The 18,805-nt window shown below is 61.0% G+C and carries 19 protein-coding genes; 13 read left to right on the forward strand and 6 right to left on the reverse strand.

Features of this window, described 5'->3' with window-relative positions; translation table 11 throughout:
* Nucleotides 1–7 precede the first annotated feature (7 nt).
* From CTR2_RS04615 to CTR2_RS04635, 5 genes are all read left to right on the forward strand, one after another.
* On the forward strand, nt 8–1,087 hold the full coding sequence (locus CTR2_RS04615; protein ID WP_087084896.1) for an ABC transporter permease subunit: 1,080 nt from the start codon (nt 8–10) through the stop codon (nt 1,085–1,087).
* A 30-nt stretch (nt 1,088–1,117) separates the two neighbouring features.
* Nucleotides 1,118–1,900: an ABC transporter ATP-binding protein gene (locus CTR2_RS04620; protein WP_003067855.1), complete on the forward strand. Its 783-nt coding sequence runs from the start codon at nt 1,118–1,120 to the stop codon at nt 1,898–1,900.
* Between the two features lie 2 nt (nt 1,901–1,902).
* Nucleotides 1,903–2,661 (forward strand): ABC transporter ATP-binding protein, encoded by a 759-nt coding sequence (locus CTR2_RS04625; protein ID WP_087084895.1) that lies wholly within the window; start codon nt 1,903–1,905, stop codon nt 2,659–2,661.
* Nucleotides 2,662–3,161: 500 nt separating this feature from the next.
* Nucleotides 3,162–3,809, forward strand: a complete 648-nt coding sequence (locus CTR2_RS04630; RefSeq protein ID WP_003067851.1) for a DUF47 domain-containing protein — start codon at nt 3,162–3,164, stop codon at nt 3,807–3,809.
* 19 nt (nt 3,810–3,828) lie between these two features.
* Complete coding sequence (locus CTR2_RS04635; RefSeq protein WP_087084894.1) at nt 3,829–4,839, forward strand: inorganic phosphate transporter; 1,011 nt, start codon at nt 3,829–3,831, stop codon at nt 4,837–4,839.
* 105 nt (nt 4,840–4,944) lie between these two features.
* Here the strand turns inward: CTR2_RS04635 and CTR2_RS04640 are convergent, their stop codons facing one another.
* A complete protein-coding gene (locus CTR2_RS04640) occupies nt 4,945–6,735 on the reverse strand; it encodes an EAL domain-containing protein (protein ID WP_087084893.1) in 1,791 nt (596 codons plus the stop codon).
* A gap of 218 nt (nt 6,736–6,953) precedes the next feature.
* Entirely contained in the window at nt 6,954–7,439 is a 486-nt protein-coding gene (locus CTR2_RS04645) for a TM2 domain-containing protein (protein WP_087085242.1), read from the reverse strand.
* Between the two features lie 282 nt (nt 7,440–7,721).
* Between CTR2_RS04645 and rpsP the strand changes: the two genes are divergently transcribed.
* The 6 genes from rpsP (at nt 7,722) to CTR2_RS04675 (ending at nt 11,844) form a co-directional block, all read left to right on the forward strand.
* Nucleotides 7,722–7,976: a 30S ribosomal protein S16 gene (rpsP, locus tag CTR2_RS04650; protein WP_003058210.1), complete on the forward strand. Its 255-nt coding sequence runs from the start codon at nt 7,722–7,724 to the stop codon at nt 7,974–7,976.
* A gap of 103 nt (nt 7,977–8,079) precedes the next feature.
* On the forward strand, nt 8,080–8,649 hold the full coding sequence (gene rimM, locus CTR2_RS04655; RefSeq protein WP_087084892.1) for a ribosome maturation factor RimM: 570 nt from the start codon (nt 8,080–8,082) through the stop codon (nt 8,647–8,649).
* 51 nt (nt 8,650–8,700) lie between these two features.
* On the forward strand, nt 8,701–9,480 hold the full coding sequence (trmD, locus tag CTR2_RS04660; RefSeq protein ID WP_087084891.1) for a tRNA (guanosine(37)-N1)-methyltransferase TrmD: 780 nt from the start codon (nt 8,701–8,703) through the stop codon (nt 9,478–9,480).
* 137 nt (nt 9,481–9,617) lie between these two features.
* Nucleotides 9,618–10,004 carry a 50S ribosomal protein L19 gene (gene rplS / locus CTR2_RS04665; RefSeq protein WP_003058206.1) on the forward strand — a complete coding sequence of 129 codons (387 nt, stop codon included), beginning with the start codon at nt 9,618–9,620 and terminating at the stop codon, nt 10,002–10,004.
* 110 nt (nt 10,005–10,114) lie between these two features.
* Entirely contained in the window at nt 10,115–10,813 is a 699-nt protein-coding gene (locus CTR2_RS04670) for a CoA pyrophosphatase (RefSeq protein ID WP_087084890.1), read from the forward strand.
* 47 nt (nt 10,814–10,860) lie between these two features.
* Nucleotides 10,861–11,844: a CobD/CbiB family protein gene (locus CTR2_RS04675; RefSeq protein WP_087084889.1), complete on the forward strand. Its 984-nt coding sequence runs from the start codon at nt 10,861–10,863 to the stop codon at nt 11,842–11,844.
* Nucleotides 11,845–11,990: 146 nt separating this feature from the next.
* On the opposite strand, the gene CTR2_RS04680 is transcribed toward CTR2_RS04675, so the two are convergent.
* From CTR2_RS04680 to CTR2_RS04695, 4 genes are all read right to left on the reverse strand, one after another.
* A complete protein-coding gene (locus CTR2_RS04680; RefSeq protein ID WP_087084888.1) occupies nt 11,991–12,881 on the reverse strand; it encodes a transglycosylase SLT domain-containing protein in 891 nt (296 codons plus the stop codon).
* A 143-nt stretch (nt 12,882–13,024) separates the two neighbouring features.
* Entirely contained in the window at nt 13,025–14,011 is a 987-nt protein-coding gene (gene rsgA / locus CTR2_RS04685; RefSeq protein WP_087084887.1) for a ribosome small subunit-dependent GTPase A, read from the reverse strand.
* Between the two features lie 5 nt (nt 14,012–14,016).
* On the reverse strand, nt 14,017–14,355 hold the full coding sequence (locus CTR2_RS04690; protein WP_087084886.1) for a 4a-hydroxytetrahydrobiopterin dehydratase: 339 nt from the start codon (nt 14,353–14,355) through the stop codon (nt 14,017–14,019).
* 19 nt (nt 14,356–14,374) lie between these two features.
* On the reverse strand, nt 14,375–15,676 hold the full coding sequence (locus CTR2_RS04695; protein WP_087084885.1) for a M48 family metallopeptidase: 1,302 nt from the start codon (nt 15,674–15,676) through the stop codon (nt 14,375–14,377).
* Nucleotides 15,677–15,706: 30 nt separating this feature from the next.
* Between CTR2_RS04695 and orn the strand changes: the two genes are divergently transcribed.
* On the forward strand, nt 15,707–16,315 hold the full coding sequence (gene orn, locus CTR2_RS04700; RefSeq protein WP_003067823.1) for an oligoribonuclease: 609 nt from the start codon (nt 15,707–15,709) through the stop codon (nt 16,313–16,315).
* A gap of 283 nt (nt 16,316–16,598) precedes the next feature.
* Complete coding sequence (locus CTR2_RS04705) at nt 16,599–18,698, forward strand: DEAD/DEAH box helicase (RefSeq protein ID WP_087084884.1); 2,100 nt, start codon at nt 16,599–16,601, stop codon at nt 18,696–18,698.
* Nucleotides 18,699–18,805 lie beyond the last annotated feature (107 nt).

An 18,805-nucleotide genomic window follows, 5' to 3' on the forward strand; every position in this document is an offset into this window, starting at 1 on the left:
AGTGCCCATGAAGAACAACAAGACACTCCACTGGATTCTGGGCGGCATAGGCCTGCTGGTGCTGCCGCTGATCCTGCAGTATTTCGGCAATGCCTGGGTGCGCATTGCCGATCTGGCCCTGCTCTACGTGATGCTGGCGCTGGGCCTGAACATCGTGGTCGGCTACGCCGGCCTGCTGGATCTGGGCTATGTGGCTTTCTATGCCGTGGGCGCCTATATGTTTGCGCTCATGGCATCGCCGCATCTGGCCGAGACCTTCGAAGGCTTTGTGGCCATGTTTCCCAACGGGCTGCACACCTCGATCTGGCTGGTGATTCCGCTAGGAATGCTGCTGGCTGCCTGTACGGGGGTGTTGCTGGGGCTGCCGGTGTTGCGGCTGCGCGGGGACTATCTGGCCATCGTGACGCTGGGCTTCGGCGAGATCATCCGCATCTTCCTGAACAATCTGGACCAGCCCGTCAACATCACCAACGGCCCCAAGGGCATTGGCCAGATCGATTCGGTCAAGATCTTCGGCTTCGACCTGGCCAAGCGGCATGAGATCTTCGGCTACGACATCTCCTCCGTCACGCTGTACTACTACCTGTTTCTGGTGCTGGTGCTGGCCACCATCGTGATCTGCTACCGCTTGCAGGATTCGCGCATAGGCCGTGCCTGGATGGCGATCCGGGAGGATGAAATCGCCGCCAAGGCCATGGGCATCAATGTACGCAATATGAAGCTGCTGGCCTTCGGCATGGGCGCTTCGTTTGGCGGCGTGGCAGGTTCCATGTTCGGCGCCTTCCAGGGCTTTGTATCGCCCGAGTCCTTCAGCCTCATGGAGTCCGTGATGATTGTGGCCATGGTCGTGCTCGGCGGTCTGGGCCATATTCCCGGCGTGATTCTGGGGGCGGTGCTGCTCTCGGCCCTGCCCGAGGTGCTGCGCTATGTGGCCGGGCCGCTGCAGCAGATGACCGATGGACGCCTCGATGCTTCCATCCTGCGCCAGTTGCTGATTGCCCTGGCCATGATCGTCATCATGCTGATGCGCCCGCGCGGCCTGTGGCCCACGCCCGAGCATGCCAAAAGCCTGGACCGTCAGTCCTGATGACTGCACAGACAAGGAATGTGAACTGATATGGCAGAGAGCACGACTTCCGCAGTCCTTCATGTCTCGGACATCTCCAAGCGCTTTGGCGGTTTGCAGGCACTGTCCGGTGTGAGCATGAAGATTGATAGAGGCCAGGTCTATGGCCTGATCGGCCCCAATGGCGCAGGCAAGACCACGTTTTTCAACGTGATCACCGGCCTCTATACGCCAGACACCGGCAAATTCGAGCTGGCCGGAAAGCCCTATGAGCCGACGGCGGTGCACAAGGTAGCCAGGGCCGGCATTGCACGGACCTTCCAGAACATCCGGCTGTTTGCCGAGATGACGGCACTGGAGAACGTCATGGTCGGGCGCCATGTGCGCACGCATTCCGGTCTGCTCGGGGCGGTGTTCCGCACCAAGGGCTTCAAGGCCGAGGAGGCCGCGATTCGCGCCCGCTCCCGTGAGTTGCTCGACTATGTCGGCATTGGCAAATATGCGGATTTCAAGGCGCGCACCTTGTCCTATGGCGATCAGCGCCGCCTGGAGATTGCCCGTGCACTGGCGACGGACCCGCAGCTGATTGCGCTGGATGAGCCGGCCGCCGGCATGAACGCGACCGAGAAGCTGCAACTGCGTGAGCTGATTGACCGCATTCGCAACGACCACCGCACCATCCTGCTCATCGAGCATGATGTGAAGCTGGTCATGGGCCTGTGCGACCGCGTGACGGTGCTGGACTATGGCAAGCCGATTGCCGAAGGCACGCCTGCCGAAGTGCAGAAGAATGAAAAAGTGATTGAAGCCTATCTGGGCACGGGAGGCCATTGAAGATGCAGGATCAAGTGCTGGAACAGGCGCAGGCCTCCAAATCCGCAGCCCCGGTATTGCTGCAGGTGAAGGGCCTGAAGGTGGGCTATGGCGGCATTCAGGCTGTCAAGGGCGTGGACTTTCAGGTGCATCAGGGTGAGCTGGTGTCGCTGATCGGCTCCAACGGCGCGGGCAAAACCACGACCATGAAGGCCGTCACGCGAGGGCTGCCGATTGCCGATGGCGAAATTCTCTATCTGGGCCAAAGCATCAAGGGCAAGGGCGCCTGGGATCTGGTGGCCGAAGGCTTGGTCATGGTGCCCGAGGGGCGCGGCGTGTTCGCACGCATGACGATTACCGAAAACCTGCTCATGGGTGCCTACACGCGCAAGGACAAGGCTGGCATACAGGCGGATATCGAGCGTATGTTCGGCATCTTTCCGCGCCTGAAGGAGCGCAAGGATCAGCTGGCGGGCACCATGTCTGGGGGCGAGCAGCAGATGCTGGCCATGGCGCGCGCGCTCATGAGCCAGCCCAAGGTGCTGCTGCTGGACGAGCCGTCCATGGGCCTGTCACCCATCATGGTGGATAAGATCTTCGAGGTGGTCAGCGATGTCTATGCGCTGGGTGTGACCATGGTGCTGGTGGAGCAGAACGCCAGTCGCGCGCTGGCGCTGGCCGATAGAGGTTATGTCATGGAGTCCGGCATCATCACCATGACGGGGCCGGGCCAGACCTTGCTGAGCGATCCGCGCGTGCGAGCGGCCTACCTGGGTGAGTAAGCCTCGACAAGGCGGCTGGCGCCTTTGATCGCTGTGCGCTATCCAGCCGTGACGCTCTGCTGCAGTCAAGGGTGAACCCTAATTCCCCTTAAATTCAAGAAAATGACAAAAAAATGACGTTTTTCAGGGCTCGTTGATTGTTTTATTCATTTCTTTTTAGTTCCTTTTAATTCTTTTTTGTCATTGAATAGAATTTGCTTATTACAAAAAGAAGTATTTGGAACGTTTTCGCGTGGCTCGGTGACATGCTCAGGGAGTCGGCACGTTGGGTGGGCGGATCGCTGCTCTCCGGTGTTGTCTGGAGGAATCACAGGCTTTGTGACAGCGCCTAGCATGGCGCGGAGCTTGTGTTTTATTTTTCGTGGTGCCCGAAGGGGTGTCTTGAAGACGCGCTGAAACGCACAATGACTCAAGAGTAAACTCCGCCCCGTTTAAGCCGGGAACCATGCACTTTTTTTGCAGTGAGTCGCCTGGTTTCTTTTCCCCGGTAAGGAGCATTCATGCTGTTTGGCAAGCTATTGCCGCGCGAAGGCAATTTTTTCGAGATGTTCAATCAACATGCGGACCGCATCGTTGAAGCAGCTCATGCTTTCTCGCAACTCGTTGCAAATTACAACGATCCCCATCTGCGCGAAAAATACAACGCCGATGTGGACAACGCCGAGCGCGCAGCCGACCGTGTGACCCATGACGTCACCAAGCTGTTGCACAAGACATTCATCACGCCCCTGGATCGCGAACATATCCACTCGCTGATCAACACCATGGACGACGTGGCCGACCTGATTCAGGACTCTGCCGAGACCATGGCCCTGTATGACGTGCGTCATATGACAGACGAAATCACTCGTCTGACCGATCTGTGCGTGCGCTGCTGCGAGCGTCTGCGTGATGCCGTCAAGCTGCTGGACCGCCTCTCCGATCCCACGATCGTGGATGCCGCCAGCAAGACCTGCGACGAAATCGACCGCCTGGAAGGCGATGCCGACCGCGTGATGCGCGCGGCCATGAGCAAGCTGTTCCGTGAAGAGCCCGATGTGCGTGAGGTGATCAAGCTCAAGGCCATCTATGAGCTGCTGGAAACCATCACGGACCGCTGCGAAGACGTGGCGAACCTGATCGAGGGCATCGTCCTCGAGAATTCCTGATTCTCGCAGGAGCCCGATCATGGAGCCGGTACAGGCAGCCCTCTGGGTTGTGATTTTGCTGGTGGTGCTCGCCTTGCTGTTCGATTTCATGAACGGCTTTCACGACGCTGCCAATTCGATTGCCACCGTGGTTTCCACGGGGGTTCTCAAGCCTACTCAGGCCGTGGCATTTGCCGCGTTCTTCAACGTTGTGGCGGTTTTCGTCTTCCACCTCAGTGTGGCGGCAACCGTGGGCAAGGGTATTGTTCAGCCGGGCATTGTGGACACGCATGTCGTGTTCGGTGCTCTGGTGGGTGCCATCACCTGGAACGTCATCACCTGGGTCTACGGCATTCCCAGCAGTTCCTCGCATGCCCTGATTGGCGGCATCGTGGGTGCGGTGATTGCCAAGGCCGGCGCGGGCGCGCTGATCGCCAGCGGTATCTGGAAGACAGTGGCCTTCATCTTCGTCTCTCCCGTGCTTGGCTTTTTGCTGGGTTCGCTGATGATGGTGCTGGTGGCCTGGATTTTCCGCCGGGCCAGCCCGAATCGCGTGGACAAGTGGTTCCGCCGTCTGCAACTGGTGTCTGCCGGTGCTTACAGTCTGGGTCACGGTGGTAACGATGCGCAAAAGACCATCGGCATCATCTGGCTGCTGCTGATTGCCACGGGTTATGCCAATGCCGGTGATGCCGAGCCTCCCCTGTGGACCATCGTGAGCTGCTATCTGGCCATCGGTCTGGGCACCATGTTTGGCGGCTGGCGCATCGTCAAGACCATGGGTCAGAAGATCACCAAGCTCAAGCCCGTTGGTGGCTTCTGCGCCGAATCCGGTGGCGCACTGACATTGTTCTTCGCCACCTTCCTGGGGGTTCCCGTCTCGACCACACACACCATTACCGGTGCCATCGTGGGCGTGGGTTCCACGCAGCGCGCGAGTGCCGTGCGCTGGGGAGTGGCAGGCAATATCGTCTGGGCATGGATTCTGACGATCCCTGCCAGCGCCTTTGTGGCATCCATTGCCTACTGGGTCAGCCTGCAACTGTATTGAGTTTGTGTACTCCTTGATTGATAGCTGTTGAGGATTTTCAATCAAGGGATTGACGCCAAAAAGGCTTCGCATTGCGAAGCCTTTTTTCATGGCTGATACATCGGCTCAGGCCACGGTTTCCTGCAGGCTGGATACAACCTGTCGCTGCAGCAGCGACCTGAGTTGGCCGACCGGTGTCGGGGGGCTGAGCAGATAGCCCATGAAGTGCTCGCAGCCATGCTGCGCCAGCAGGGCACGCTGCTCCAGGGTTTCAACCCCTGCGCCGACGATCGTCATCTGATGGCGGGCAGCCAGCGCGATGGCCGCCTGCACGGCGGCCTCGGCGGCATTGTTGGGGCCCAGGCGTTGCACCAGGGAATGCGAGAGCTTGAGCTGGTTCAGGGGGAGCTGCTGCAGCGCTTCCTGCATATGGGAGCCGCCACCAAAATCGTCGAGTGACAGCCGCACACCTATGGTGCGAAGATGGGTGAGGGTCGGAACGATATCCGCGTGCGAGGGGGTCAGCGCTTGGGTGGAAAGCTCCAGCAGCAGTAGTGCAGGGTCGGCCCCTGTTTGGCTGAGAATGCTCTGCACTTGCTCGGCCAGATCCGCTTGCCGAAGCTGCTTGGCGCTGATGTTGACGCAGATGGGCAGCTTGCCCAGTTGCGGCTCGGCTTTCCATCTGGTCAATTGTTCACAGGCGGCCTGAATGCTCCAGCGACCAAGCGGAACGATGATGTCGGTCTCCTCTGCCACGGACAGAAAGATGCTCGGTGGTACCAGTCCTCGCCTGGGATGACGCCAGCGCAGCAGGGCTTCCAGGCCGTTGACTTCGCCGCTGGCAGAGTATTGGGCCTGGTAATGCAGCTCGAACTGGCCGAGGCGCAGGGCTTCTCGCAGATCCTGTTCCATGCGGCAGCGGTCGTTGGCCGGAACCTGTAGTTCGGGGCTGAAGAAGTGCAGGCCGCGAGCCTCTTCATCGCGCAGACGGTACATGGCAATCTCTGCCTGCTGCAGCAACTCGGTGGCCGAGCGGGAGTGCGGGCCGAACAGGGTGGCGCCTATATTGGCCTCCAGCATCGCGCTTTTGTTGCCGAGTTGGTAGCTCCCGTTCAGGCTTTCCTGCAGACGCTCTCCCAGACGCTCCACCAGCACCGTGGTCATTTCGGTATCCGGGGACAGATCCGAGACCATGATGACGAAGTGCGCGGCATCCAGTCTGGCCACGGTATCGCAGGACCGTACGCAGCCGAGCAGGCGCTGTGCGATGTTCGGTGCCAGGCAGGACTGGCTGTCTCGGCTGTCTCCCGTGCTGGTGGCCGGGCCCGCCACCGGCTCCATGTCTATGGTCAGCAAGGCGCCGCGCCAGCCCGTGCGCTCGGACTGGATCATGGCCTGGGACAGCCTGTCCAGCAGCAGGCGCCGGTTGGGCAGGTTGGTCAGCACATCGAAGAAGGAAAGGCCTTCTGCCTCGTTGCCATGAGGCAGCAGCTCCTTGCAGGCGAGCACGGTGTAATTGGCCGATAGGGCGTGAGCCGACAGATTGAGCTTGCGCCCATTGGGCAGCTGAAACTGGGCATTGGCTTGCTGGCGCGCAATCAGGGTTTGATGACTTTCGGCGATATGGTTCAGGGCCGGTGCAGCGTTGGCCGGGGCTGCTGTTGCGGCAGCTTGCAGAGCGGTTTGCAGAGGTATGCCTACCTTGAGGACGGAAGCCAGCCAGGGGAATATCTGCAGATAGCCATCATTCCAGCGCTGAGCCCGGTTCTGGGCATCCAGCAACACATAGCCGCTGCTGGTTTGCTCAAGAATGCGGAAAAGCTGTTCTCCGTACACACCCACCAGACTGGTGGCAGCCGGAAAGGCGTTTTGCCCATGCACTTCGGATCTGGCAGACTTTTCGTTGGTTGCAGACATAAGACCTCTTCGGACTGGTGCAGCAAAGCCGTCGTAGTGCGAATACTGCTTGGATGCAGTCTTTGCAAGATGTTCGTCAGTTGGGCATTGTGAGTTCTGGGGAATCGGCAGGCGCCGCTTTGCGCCCAGTAGGTGAAAAATTAGACTTTTGCTTACAAAAACGGCGAGGCCGAAGCCGCTTCGGCGTGGGTGAGAGCCCCTGGTTCGGAGCGCTGCAGCTACTGCGAAATCTTGCGCGCCTCTTCGACCTGATATTCGAAGTAGTGCTGGAAGCTGTAGGCGATGCTGGCCATCAGCACGGTGGCTCCCAGCATCAGGGACAGGCTTACGGCAAAAATCGTGGCCCATCGGGTACGTCCCGCGGGCGCGTCGGCCTCTATCGAGGGATTGAAGAGCCGGTTCCAGTTTCCCTGCTCCATCAGGCCATAGAGAATGGCACGCAGGGCGCAGCCCGCAATGGTGAAGCCGAGCAGTGGGATCAGCAGCCAGCTCAGTCTGTCGTCCTGCCCCAGCTGCTGTACGCGCTCGATGCCGTAGATGCCGAGTGCCGTGGGAATGGGCAGCAGCCAGCCCAGCCAGTCCCCAAGTCCGTGCAGGTAGAAGCGATGCAGCCCCAGCGGCCCGCCGATCAAGGCCAGCCAGGAGGCGATCGTCTTGTTTTTGGGGCGAGGGGCCGGGGTCGAGGCGGGAGCAAGTTGGTTCATGGTCTGATGCACGGGCAGAAAACGAAAGAACCCGTCCATTATTCCCTTCGCGTGAATGACGGGGCTCAGGGCAATTGCGCTTCATTTTCAGGGAGACCTCTGTGCTGACCATGCCCATTTGCCGCAGCTATAGGCAGCTTCGGCAGAACTCGATATAATTTCGGGTTTTACGGCGTGTCGCTGGCCGGGTGGTCATGTCGCGTGTCTCAAACGCTGTAAGAAAACCTGCGCAGCTGGTCAAATTTTTGATGGCACTGGCTGTAACCACCCGAAGGAAACATCATGGTTGTTATTCGTCTCTCCCGCGGCGGCTCTAAGGCTCGTCCTTTCTACAACATCGTTGCAGCTGACAAGCGCGTGCGTCGCGACGGTGCTTTCATCGAACGTCTGGGTTTCTACAACCCTAGCGCTCGTGGCGCCGAAGAAGGCCTGCGTCTGGCTCTGGACCGCGTGAACTACTGGAAGAGCGTTGGTGCTCAAACTTCCGATACGGCTGAACGCCTGATCAAGGAAGCTGCAAAGAAGGTTGCTGCCTAATTTAGGCGGTTGCTCTCTAGGCACCTTTACCAAAGCGGGTTCCGTTGGCTTGCCTGACGGGACCCGTTTTTTATTGAATTTCTGCAATTTCTCTGCTGATCCCATGAGCCACATGCCTGTTCTTCAAGCCACGAGCTTGCCTGCTGATGCCATCGAAGTCGGTCGCATTGCCGATGCCTGGGGAATCAAGGGCTGGTTCAAGGTTCATGCCTTCAGCAGCGCCCCCGAAGCCCTGTTTGCCGCCAAGGACTGGTTTTTGCAGCCGGCGGAAAAAGGGGCCAAGCATTTCGCGGGCACCGTGGTTCTGCCCGTCAAGCAGGCCCGCTTCCATGCCGACACCATCGTGGCCACCTCGCTGGAGGTTGCCGACCGCAATGCCGCCGAGGCACTGCGCGGCGCCCGCATCTTTGTGGCGCGCGAGCATTTCCCCAAGACCGATGACGGCGAGTTCTACTGGGTGGACCTGATGGGCCTGCAGGTGGTAAACCGCGAAGGCGTGGCACTGGGCGTGGTCAAGGACTTGATGGCCACAGGCCCACAGACCGTGCTGGTGCTGGGCTATGAACAGGACGGCAAGGAGCAGGAGCGCCTGATTCCCTTTGTCGATGCCTATGTGGACTCGGTGGATCTGGCGGGCAAGAAAATCGTGGCCGACTGGCAGCCTGACTATTGAATTGGAATGCGCAGTAGCTATTAATTTTGTAGCTTCAAGCGCTTTTAGATCATGCGTTTTGACATCATTACACTGTTCCCTGAACTGTTCGCACCGTTTCTTGAGAGTGGGGTGACACGTCGTGCCTACAGCTCTGGCCAGGTGGCAGTGCATCTGTGGAATCCGCGTGACTGGGCCGAAGGCAATTACCGCCGTGTGGATGATCGTCCATTTGGCGGAGGCCCCGGCATGGTGATGATGGCCGAGCCGCTGCAGCATTGCCTTGAGGCGATTCGCGCAGCCCGCGTCGAGGCTGATGCGCGGGAGCAGGCAGAGCCTGCCCCTGTGGTGTTGTTCTCACCCATAGGTACGACCCTCAAGCATGCCGTGGTGGCCGATTGGGCCGAAAGCCGGGGGGCGGTGCTGCTCTGTGGTCGCTATGAGGGCATTGACCAGCGTTTCATTGATAGAAATGTCACCCATCAACTGAGTCTGGGTGACTTTGTGCTTTCGGGCGGTGAACTGGCAGCCATGGTGCTGCTGGACTCTTTGGCGCGTCTGCAGCCCGGTGTGCTCAACGATGAAGGCAGCTTTCAACAGGACAGCTTCAATCCTGCACTTGACGGTTTGCTGGACTGCCCCCACTACACGCGCCCGGAGGTCTGGAATGACCAGGAGGTGCCGGTGGAACTGCTCTCCGGCCATCATGCCAATATCGAGCGCTGGCGTCGCGATCAACGCCTGCGCATCACGGCAGAACACAGGCCCGAGCTGATAGAGCAAGCCCGCCAACAGGGGCTGCTCAATGCCAAGGATGAAGGGTTTTTGGCAAAAACAGCGTCCAAGCTATAATCGCAGGCTCTTTGATCCTCTATCCGGCCGCTGCAAGGAATGGCGGAGCCGCTTTCGGCGGTTCTCGTAATGCAGCAATAGCACCAATCCCGGTGCTTGCCAATTCTGGCGCGGACAAGATCAAGGTGGACTAAATCATGAATCTGATCCAGACCCTCGAGCAAGAAGAAATCGCTCGCCTGAACAAGACCATCCCCGAATTCGCCCCCGGTGACACCGTCATCGTGAGCGTGAATGTGGTGGAAGGTAGCCGTAAGCGCGTGCAGGCTTACGAAGGCGTGGTGATTGCCAAGCGTAATCGCGGCCTGAACAGCGGCTTCACAGTGCGCAAGATCTCCAGCGGCGAAGGCGTGGAACGTACGTTCCAGACCTACTCTCCCCTGATCGCCAAGATCGAAGTCAAGCGTCGCGGTGATGTGCGCCGTGCCAAGCTGTACTACCTGCGTGAGCGTAGCGGCAAGTCTGCTCGTATCAAGGAAAAGCTGCCCCAGCGTGTTAACAAGACTGCTGCTGCAGCCGAGTAATACACGCATCGGAAGTGATTCCGTAAAAGCCGCTACAGTTCGCTGTGGCGGCTTTTTTTATGTCTGCCTTGGTTCGTGATTCTTGCTTTGGGGTTTGGCCGAGCACATACATGCCTGCATCTGATAATTCTTCGCTCCCCGTGTTGGGCATTGTTGATCCGCGCAAGGCTCGCCTTCTGGGCATTGATAGCCAGTTGCCGGCTGTGCCGCTGGCTGCTCAGACGCCTCAGGCCTTGCGCACGCGCTTTGCCCAGCCACCGCAGTGGCTGCCCGAGGCCATGCAGGAAAAGCGCATCACGGCCAAGCAGCCTTCCGATGCGGCCGTGCTCGTACCCATCGTCATGCGCGAGCAGCCCACCGTGTTGCTGACCGTGCGCTCGGCCAGGCTGTCCACGCACTCGGGTCAGGTGGCTTTTCCCGGCGGTAAACGTGACCCGCAGGATGTTTCGGCCGAGGCCACGGCATTGCGCGAGGCGCATGAGGAGGTGGGACTGGCTCCCAAGAATGTCGAGGTGCTGGGTCGTCTGCCTATTTACGTGACGGGTACGGCCTTTCACATCACCCCTGTGGTGGCCCTGGTCCACCCTCAGGCCAGCTACTTTCCCAATCCCGGAGAGGTGGCGGATCTGTTCGAGGTTCCGCTGTCCTATCTGCTCAATCCCGCACATCATGAGCGCCATGCCATGCTGTGGCAGGGGGTGGATCGCGAATGGTTTGCCATGCCCTATCAGGATGGTGAGCAGCAACGCTACATCTGGGGAGCGACAGCGGGCATGTTGCGCAATCTTTACCGTTTTTTGGCGGCTTGAGGCTGCAGTTGTAACAAGCCGACAAACAGCGCCGCTATGATGAAGCAATGAGCTTTTTTGCCATCCTGATCGCACTGCTGCTGGAACAGGCGCGCCCGCTGGCCCGATCCAACCTGGTGCAGGCCGGTTATCGCGCCTGGACCGTGACCGTGCGCAGCAACTTTGATGCGGGCAAGCCCCACCATGGCTGGCTTGCCTGGGCGATGGCCGTGCTGCTGCCCAGCGTTATCGTGTTGGGCATATTCTGGGCGTTGATGGAGTTCATAGGCTGGCCTGCAGCCATGCTGTGGAATGTCGCGGTACTTTATGTCACGCTGGGCTTTCGCCAGTTCAGCCACCACTTCACGCGGATCCGCGATTCGCTTGATGCCGGTGATGAATTTGCCGCCCGTCAGGCCCTGGCCGACTGGCAGCAGGTCGATGCCAGCGAGGTGCCACGCAGCGAAGTAGTGCGCCATGTCATCGAGTACTCGGTGCTGGCAGCACACCGTCATGTGTTTGGCGTGCTGTTCTGGTTTTCGATTCTCTCGGCTCTGGGACTGGGACCGCTGGGTGCCATTCTCTACCGCATGGCTGAATATCTGTCGCGAGCCTGGTCGCGCAAGGGAGCGGAAGGTCTTCGGGCACCGACCAGCGAGCGTTTGCAGTCCGCAGCAGCCAAGGCCTGGTATGTGATCGATTGGCTGCCGGCGCGACTGACGGCGCTGTCCTTTGCCATGGTGGGCAGCTTCGAGGAAGCCATAGACAACTGGCGCATCTATGCCCAGCGCTTTCCCAATGACAACGATGGCGTGATTCTGGCAGCCACTGCGGGTGCCATCAATGTACGCCTGGGGGGCGAAGCCTTGCGCCGCCGTGATGCGGCTGACGGCGAAGAGGGCGACGATGCACAGTGGACGGGCAGCGATGTCACTCCGGGGCGAGAGCCGGAAATGGCTCATTTGCGCAGTGTGGTGGGGCTGGTCTGGCGTTCGGTCGTGGTCTGGCTGTTGCTGCTGGCCTTGCTGACCTTTGCCCGTCTGCTCGGGTGAGCACTCGGACATCGCCTTCTGCGTGGCAGCAGCTTGGCGCATGAGCGCTCAAGCCGGAGCGGGTCACTGAAGTCCTGTGTGGCGCAGTGCCACATCCCAAGGTGGCTCTGGTGCAGAGGGCATGCCGGGCACTGTTCAAGGTGCCATCAGCGAGCAGGGCGCTCGTGGCGCTTGGCACGATAGAAGCTGAGTATGCGTCGCACATATTCACGCGTCTCCGCATAAGGAGGCACACCGCCATACTGTTGCACGGTTCTCTCGCCTGCGTTGTAGGCTGCCGATACCAATGCCACATCGCCCTCGAAGCGCTCCAGCAGCCAGCGCAGGTAGGCCAGGCCGCCGCGCACGTTCTGCTCGGGATTCCAGGCATCGCGCACGCCAAAGCGCTCGGCCGTTTCGGGAATGAGTTGCATGAGGCCCTGGGCATTGCGCGGTGACAGCGCCTGCGCCTCGAAATTCGACTCCGAGCGCACGATGGCCAGTGCCAGCCGCGGATCGATCGAGAAGCGGGGCGCGAGGCGCTGCACCAGTTCGGCCATGCGCCGCTTCTCCCTGGGCAGACTGCTCACATAGCTGGCCACCACTTCGTGAGGGACGGCCTCCTGGCTGGCCTCCAGAAACTCCTGTGCGGGCGCATCGCCCTGGGTCAGGCAGTCGGGCAGCCGATCGCCGGGCAGCTTGCCGGCCAGCAGCAAGCGGGCTTTCTCATGGCCGCGCTGGGCGGCCAGGGCCAGCAGCGTCGTGCCCGTGGCAGGGTCGGGCGTCATGCCTCGCCCCAGCATCAGCAACCGGCCCAGCCGGTATTGGGCTTCGAGGCTGCCATAGCGTGCTGCCGCGCAATAGCGCTGCGCTGCGCGCCATGGCTGCCGGCTCAGCTCGGCCTTGTAGCCTTCTTCGATCCAGCGAGACAGCGTGGGTGGCTCGTCCTCCCAGCTGGGGGCGGAGTCCGTGCCCTGGGCCCAGGTCAAGCCCAGGCCCGCAGACAGCGCGACGGCGAGGACGGCTTGCAAACAGGGTTGAAAAACTCTGGGTTTCATGACGTGAACACCGGGTTGTGGCCGGCAGCCGATCCCGGAGGCGGGGCACTTGTGCCGACGCTCATCGAGCTTGGAGTGGCTGCGTGGCAAACGCTGAAATTGCTCTCATCTGGCACGGCCCTCCGGCTTGGCTGGTCTCGCGCTCAGTAGCGGGGTTCCTGACTCAGCTCATCGAACAGCTCGCCATAGATCCGGTAGCGGTTGGCACTGATGGAATGGGGGCTGTCCTGCGCTTCGACCTGGGCCATGACGGCGCAGCCAGGCTCATGCAGATGCGTGCAGTTGTAGAACTTGCACTGGTCTGCCAGCGCGCCGATGTCGGGCATGCAGGCGGCCAGTTGCGTGGCGGCAATGTGATAGAGGCCGAACTCCTGAAATCCTGGCGAGTCGATGATGGCGGTGGTGCGTGCCTCATCCACCCAGTACAAGGTGGTGCTGGTGGTGGTGTGCTTGCCGGTGTTCAGCGCCTGCGAGATTTCGTTGGTCGCCACCCTGGCATCGGGCAGCAGCAAGTTGATCAAGGTGCTCTTGCCTACGCCCGAAGGGCCGAGAACCAGTGTGGTCTTGCCTTGCAGCAGACCGATGATGGCGTCGCGATCCTCATCGTCTGCATCTTCCAGCGACAGCGGCAGCACCATATAGTGCGGCGCATCGTTCGCGGCATCACGCATGGTCCGGTAAGGCTCCAGCCGCTGCCAGGCACGCAGGAACGGCTCTTCCAGATCCATCTTGTTGAGTGCAATGATGGGCTTGATGTGCGCGGCCTCGGCGGCGATCAGCGCACGGGCGAGTTGCACTTCGCTGAATACCGGCTCGGCGGCTATCAGAATCAGGAGCTGGTCCAGGTTGGCGGCAAAGGTCTTGGTGCGAATGTCATCCTGGCGGTAGAAGACGTTGCGGCGCTCCACGATTTTCTCGATCGTGCCCTCATCGCCCTGGCCGGGTGGGGGGGCCAGCCATTGCACATGGTCGCCCACCACGGCCTGGCTTTTCTTGCCGCGCGGGTGGCAGATGCGGCGCTCGCCGTCCGGGGTCTCGACCACGCAGTGGCGGCCATAGCTGGCGACCACCAGGCCTGTCTGGGTCTCGCCTGTTGCTTGGGCGCCTGGGCGCCGTCCTTGTTTTGCCATAAGGATCAGGCCGGATTCAGCAGTGCTTCGATGCGGCGTGCGCAGTCGATGTCGGTCTCGGAGATGCCGCCCACATCATGGGTATTGAGGCTGACCTTGCAGCGGTTGTAGCCCACCTCCAGATCGGGGTGGTGGTCCTGCTGATGGGCAATCAGAGCCAGCGCGTTCACAAAGGCCATGGTTTCGTAGAAATTCACGAAACGGAAGGTCTTGCTGATGGCCGCGTGACCGGCCAGCAGCTCCCAGCCCTCGAGGCTTGTCAGCTGCTCTTGCACCTGCTCTATGCTCAAGGCGCTACGCTTGAGTTGGGACCAGTCTTTCTGTTGCAGTGTGGGTGTGCTCATGTCTGAATTCGTTGTGGTGTTACAAGCTGCCTGCAGGTGCCGGCATGCGCGCCAGGCGATCCACGGCAGGAGGGTGTGAATAGTAAAAGCTCACATACCATGGATCTGGCGTGAGTGTGGAGGCATTGTCCTCGTAAAGCTTGAGCAGTGCCGAAGCCAGTTGTGCACCATCGGCCTGCTGCATGGCATAGGCATCGGCCTCGAACTCGTCGCGGCGCGACATGGCGGACATCAGCGGCGTGACGAAGAAGCTGAACACCGGCACTGCCAGCATGAACAGCAGCAGGGCCAGCGCATTGTTGTCGGCAGCCACGTCGATGTTCGGACCCAGCAGCACCGAGACTCCGAGTCCCGTGTAGAACCAGAGTTGCTGACTGAGCCAGCCCAGCAGTGCAAAGCCCAGCAGCGAGACGCCAAACATCAGGACCATGCGCTTGCTGATGTGCTTGTGCTTGAAGTGGCCCAGCTCGTGCGCCAGCACGGCTTCGACTTCACCGGGGCTGAGCTGCCTGAGCAGGGTATCGAAGAAGACCACGCGCTTGGAATTGCCGAAACCCGTGAAATAGGCGTTGGCATGCGCCGAGCGGCGGCTTCCGTCCATCACGAACAGTCCTTTGGCCGCAAAGCCGCAGCGCTCCATCAGCAGGGTTACGCGGCTCTTGAGACTTTCATCGGCCAGCGGCTCGAACTTGTTGAACAGCGGTGCGATAAAGCTGGGGAAAATCCACATCAGCAGCAGATTGAAGACCGTCCAGGCACCCCAGGCCCAGAGCCACCATAGAGAGCCGGTCGAGCCCATGAGCCAGAGAATCAGGGCCGCCAGCGGCAGGCCGATGATGGCAGCCACCAGCGTCGACTTGAGCAGATCGCCCAGCCATAGAGCTGGCGTCATCTGGTTGAAGCCGAAGCGCTGCTCCAGCCTGAAGGTCTGATAGAGCGACAGGGGAAGCTCGATCAGCGCCGAGATCACGGCAAAGCTGGCAAGCAGCGCCAGCTGCTGCCACAGGCCGGGGCTGATGAATTCCAGCAGCCAGCGGTTGAGCCAGTCCAGCCCGCCCAGCAGCGTCCAGCACAGCAGCACGGCGGCCGACAGCGTGATGTCGATCAGCGACACCCTGGCCTTGGCCAGCGTGTAGTCGGCCGCCTTCTGGTGGGCGGACAGGCTGATGCGATGGGCAAATGCCGGTGGCACGGCGCCGCGATGGGTGGCCACATGGCGCACCTGGCGCGAAACAAGCCACACGCGCAGCAGCCATTGCAGGGCCACGGCCGTCGCAAACAGCAGCGAAAGTGCCAATGTGAAATCTAGTCTGGAAGCCATGTATTGGCAGTGTAGGCGACAATTTGCGCCATGTCTGAAGCTTCCTGTACGAATTCCGTCAGCGCCGCCCCCGTGGCCGCTACCCCACCGGTTCTGCCCAAATCCGATCTCAATATGGTGTGGCTGGACTGCGAAATGACGGGGCTGAACCCCGACCGCGACCGCATCATCGAGATTGCCGTGGTGGTCAGCAGCTCCGATCTGCAGATTCGCGTCGAAGGCCCAGTGTTCGCCATCCATCAGTCCGACGAGCTGCTGGGCGGCATGGATGCCTGGAACAAGGGCACGCATGGCAAGAGCGGCCTGATCGACAAGGTCAAGGCTTCGACCATCAGCGAAGCCGAGGCGGAGGCCGCGCTGATTGCCTTTCTGGGCAAATACGTGCCCAAGGGCAAGACGCCGCTGTGCGGCAACAGCATCGGTCAGGACAGGCGCTTCATGGAGCGCTACATGCCCAAGCTCAACAATTTCTTTCACTATCGCAATATCGACGTGAGCACGCTCAAGGAGCTGGCCAAGCGCTGGAAGCCCGAGGCCTATACCTCCTTCAAGAAGGCGCAGCGCCACACGGCCCTGGCCGATGTGCACGAGTCTATCGACGAGTTGCAGCATTACCGCCAGCAACTGCTCAGCGTCTGATGGCGCGGTGGCGGGGCGGTATAGCCCTGCCACTTGCGGGAAAACCCGGTGCATGCGACAATGCAGTGCTTACCCGATCAATGGGTAATTTTTGCGCATCTCCATCACACACCGGGTTCTTACTTGCGTGCAACGGCCTGCCCAGCGCCGACACGACAAGCCATAACACCCATCTGCCCCGTTTTGCGAACGGGCCAGTCAAAGTCTGACGGTGGATGTTGATAACCAACCGTCAAAGAAGCGAGCAGCACGCTGACTGCGTCGCTTTTTGCGTGAGCTATTCATGACAGAAAACTCCCTGGAGCAGGGCCAAGTGGCCGCTGCTGATATTGCTTTGTCTTCGCCTGAAATCGATTCCCGTTTGGACGCCATGCTGGCCGACATGGACGCGGAAGATGCAGTTGCCGAAGAAACGGAAGCCGCCGACGTACCCAATGGCTTCGTTGAACTGGGTCTGGCCCCCGAACTGATCCAGGCCGTGACCGACCTGGGCTATACCCAGCCTACCGCTGTGCAGCTGCAAGCCATTCCCCTGGCCATGGGTGAAGGTGCCGATGCCGACGGCTTTATCGACCTGATGGTGTCCAGCCAGACCGGCTCGGGCAAGACCGCTGCCTTCCTGCTGCCCGTGCTGCACACCCTGATCAAGCAGCGTGCCGTGGCTGATGCGGCCGCCAAGGCTGAATTCGAGCGCCTGTGCGCCGAAGCTGCCGCCAAGGGCGAGCCCGCTCCCAAGCGCAACAAGCGCAAGGACCCCACCAACGCCCGCAACTTCAAGGCCGCCGTGCCCGGCGCCCTGGTGCTGTGCCCCACGCGTGAGCTGGCCCAGCAGGTGGCGCATGACGCCATCGAACTGGTCAAGCACTGCCGCGGCATCCGCATCGCCAACGTGGTGGGCGGCATTCCTTACCAGCTGCAGATCGCCAAGCTGCAGAACGCCGATCTGGTGGTGGCCACTCCCGGTCGTCTGCTGGACCTGCAGCGTTCCATGCAGATCAAGCTGGACAAGGTGCAGTTCCTGGTGGTCGACGAAGCCGACCGCATGCTGGATCTGGGCTTCTCCGACGATCTGGCCGAAGTCAATCAACTGACGGCCGAGCGCAAGCAGACCATGATGTTCAGCGCCACGTTTGCTCCCCGCATTCAGCAGCTGGCCATGCGCGTGATGCACGACGGCGGCGCCAACGTGAAGAAGATCACGATTGCCACGCCACAGGAAAAGCACGCCAACATCAAGCAGGCGCTGTTCTGGGCTGACAACATGCAGCACAAGCGCAAGCTGCTCGACCACTGGCTGCGTGACAGCAGCATCAACCAGGCCATCGTGTTTGCGTCCACCCAGGTGGAATGTGACGGTCTGGCCAACGACCTGCAGCAGGACGGCTTCTCTGCCGTGGCCCTGCACGGTGCTCTGAGCCAGGGCCTGCGCAATCGCCGCCTGATGGCGCTGCGCAACGGTCAGGTGCAGATCCTGGTGGCCACCGATGTGGCTGCTCGCGGTATCGACGTGCCTACCATCACCCACGTCTTCAATTACGGCCTGCCGATGAAGGCTGAAGACTACACCCACCGTATCGGCCGTACCGGTCGTGCCGGTCGCGAAGGCGTGGCCGTGACGTTTGCGGAATTCCGCGACCGTCGCCGCGTGTTCGACATCGAAGGCTATACCCGCCAGCAGTTCAAGGCCGAGACCATTCCCGGCATGGAACCCCAGCAGCGCTTCCCCGCCTCTGGCGAGCGTGACGGTCGCCGTGGTGGCGGCGCCGGTGGTCGCGGTGGCTTCGGTGGTCGTCGCGATGGCGAAGGCTACGGTCGCAAGTCCGGCTTCGGCAGCTTCGGCGGTGGCCGTGGCAATGATCGCGGTGGCTTCGGCGGTGACCGCTTTGGCGGCGATCGCGGTGGTGATCGCCCTGGTTTTGGTGCACCTCGTAGTGATCGCTTTGCTGATCGCGGCGGCGACCGTGGTGGTGATCGCGGCTTCGGCGGTGGCCGCCCCAGCTTCGGTGGCGAGCGTCAAGAGCGCAGCTTCGAGCGTCGTGATGATCGCGGCAGCTTTGGTGGCGATCGCGGCGGTTTCCGTGGTGGCGAGCGTCAAGAGCGCGGCTTTGGCGGCGGCGAATCGCGTGGCGGCTTTGGTGGTGCCCAGCGCCGTGAAGGCGGCGATTTCGGTCGCAAGAGCTTTGGCGGTGGCCGTGAAGGCGCTCATGCCGGCGCTCCCCGCGAAGGTGGCTTCCGTGGTGGCGAATCGCGCGGCTTCGGCGGCGGCGATCGTCGTCCCGCCTTTGGCCAGGGTGCCGGCAAGCCTTACCAGCCCCATGGCGAACGTGGTGGCGAGCGCAGCTTCGAGCGCAAGCCCCGCGCACCGCGTCGCGACGAGCGTTGATCGCTGATTCGGGCTGCGGCCCGAAGCATGAAAAAAGCCGGCTCTAGCAGCCGGCTTTTTGTTGCCCGTGCAGGGCTGGATCCTTCTTAAAAAGTGAGCTGCTAGCG

Origin of the sequence: Comamonas thiooxydans, assembly GCF_002157685.2 — a bacterium.
GTDB classification, from domain to species: Bacteria; Pseudomonadota; Gammaproteobacteria; order Burkholderiales; family Burkholderiaceae_C; genus Comamonas; species Comamonas testosteroni_H.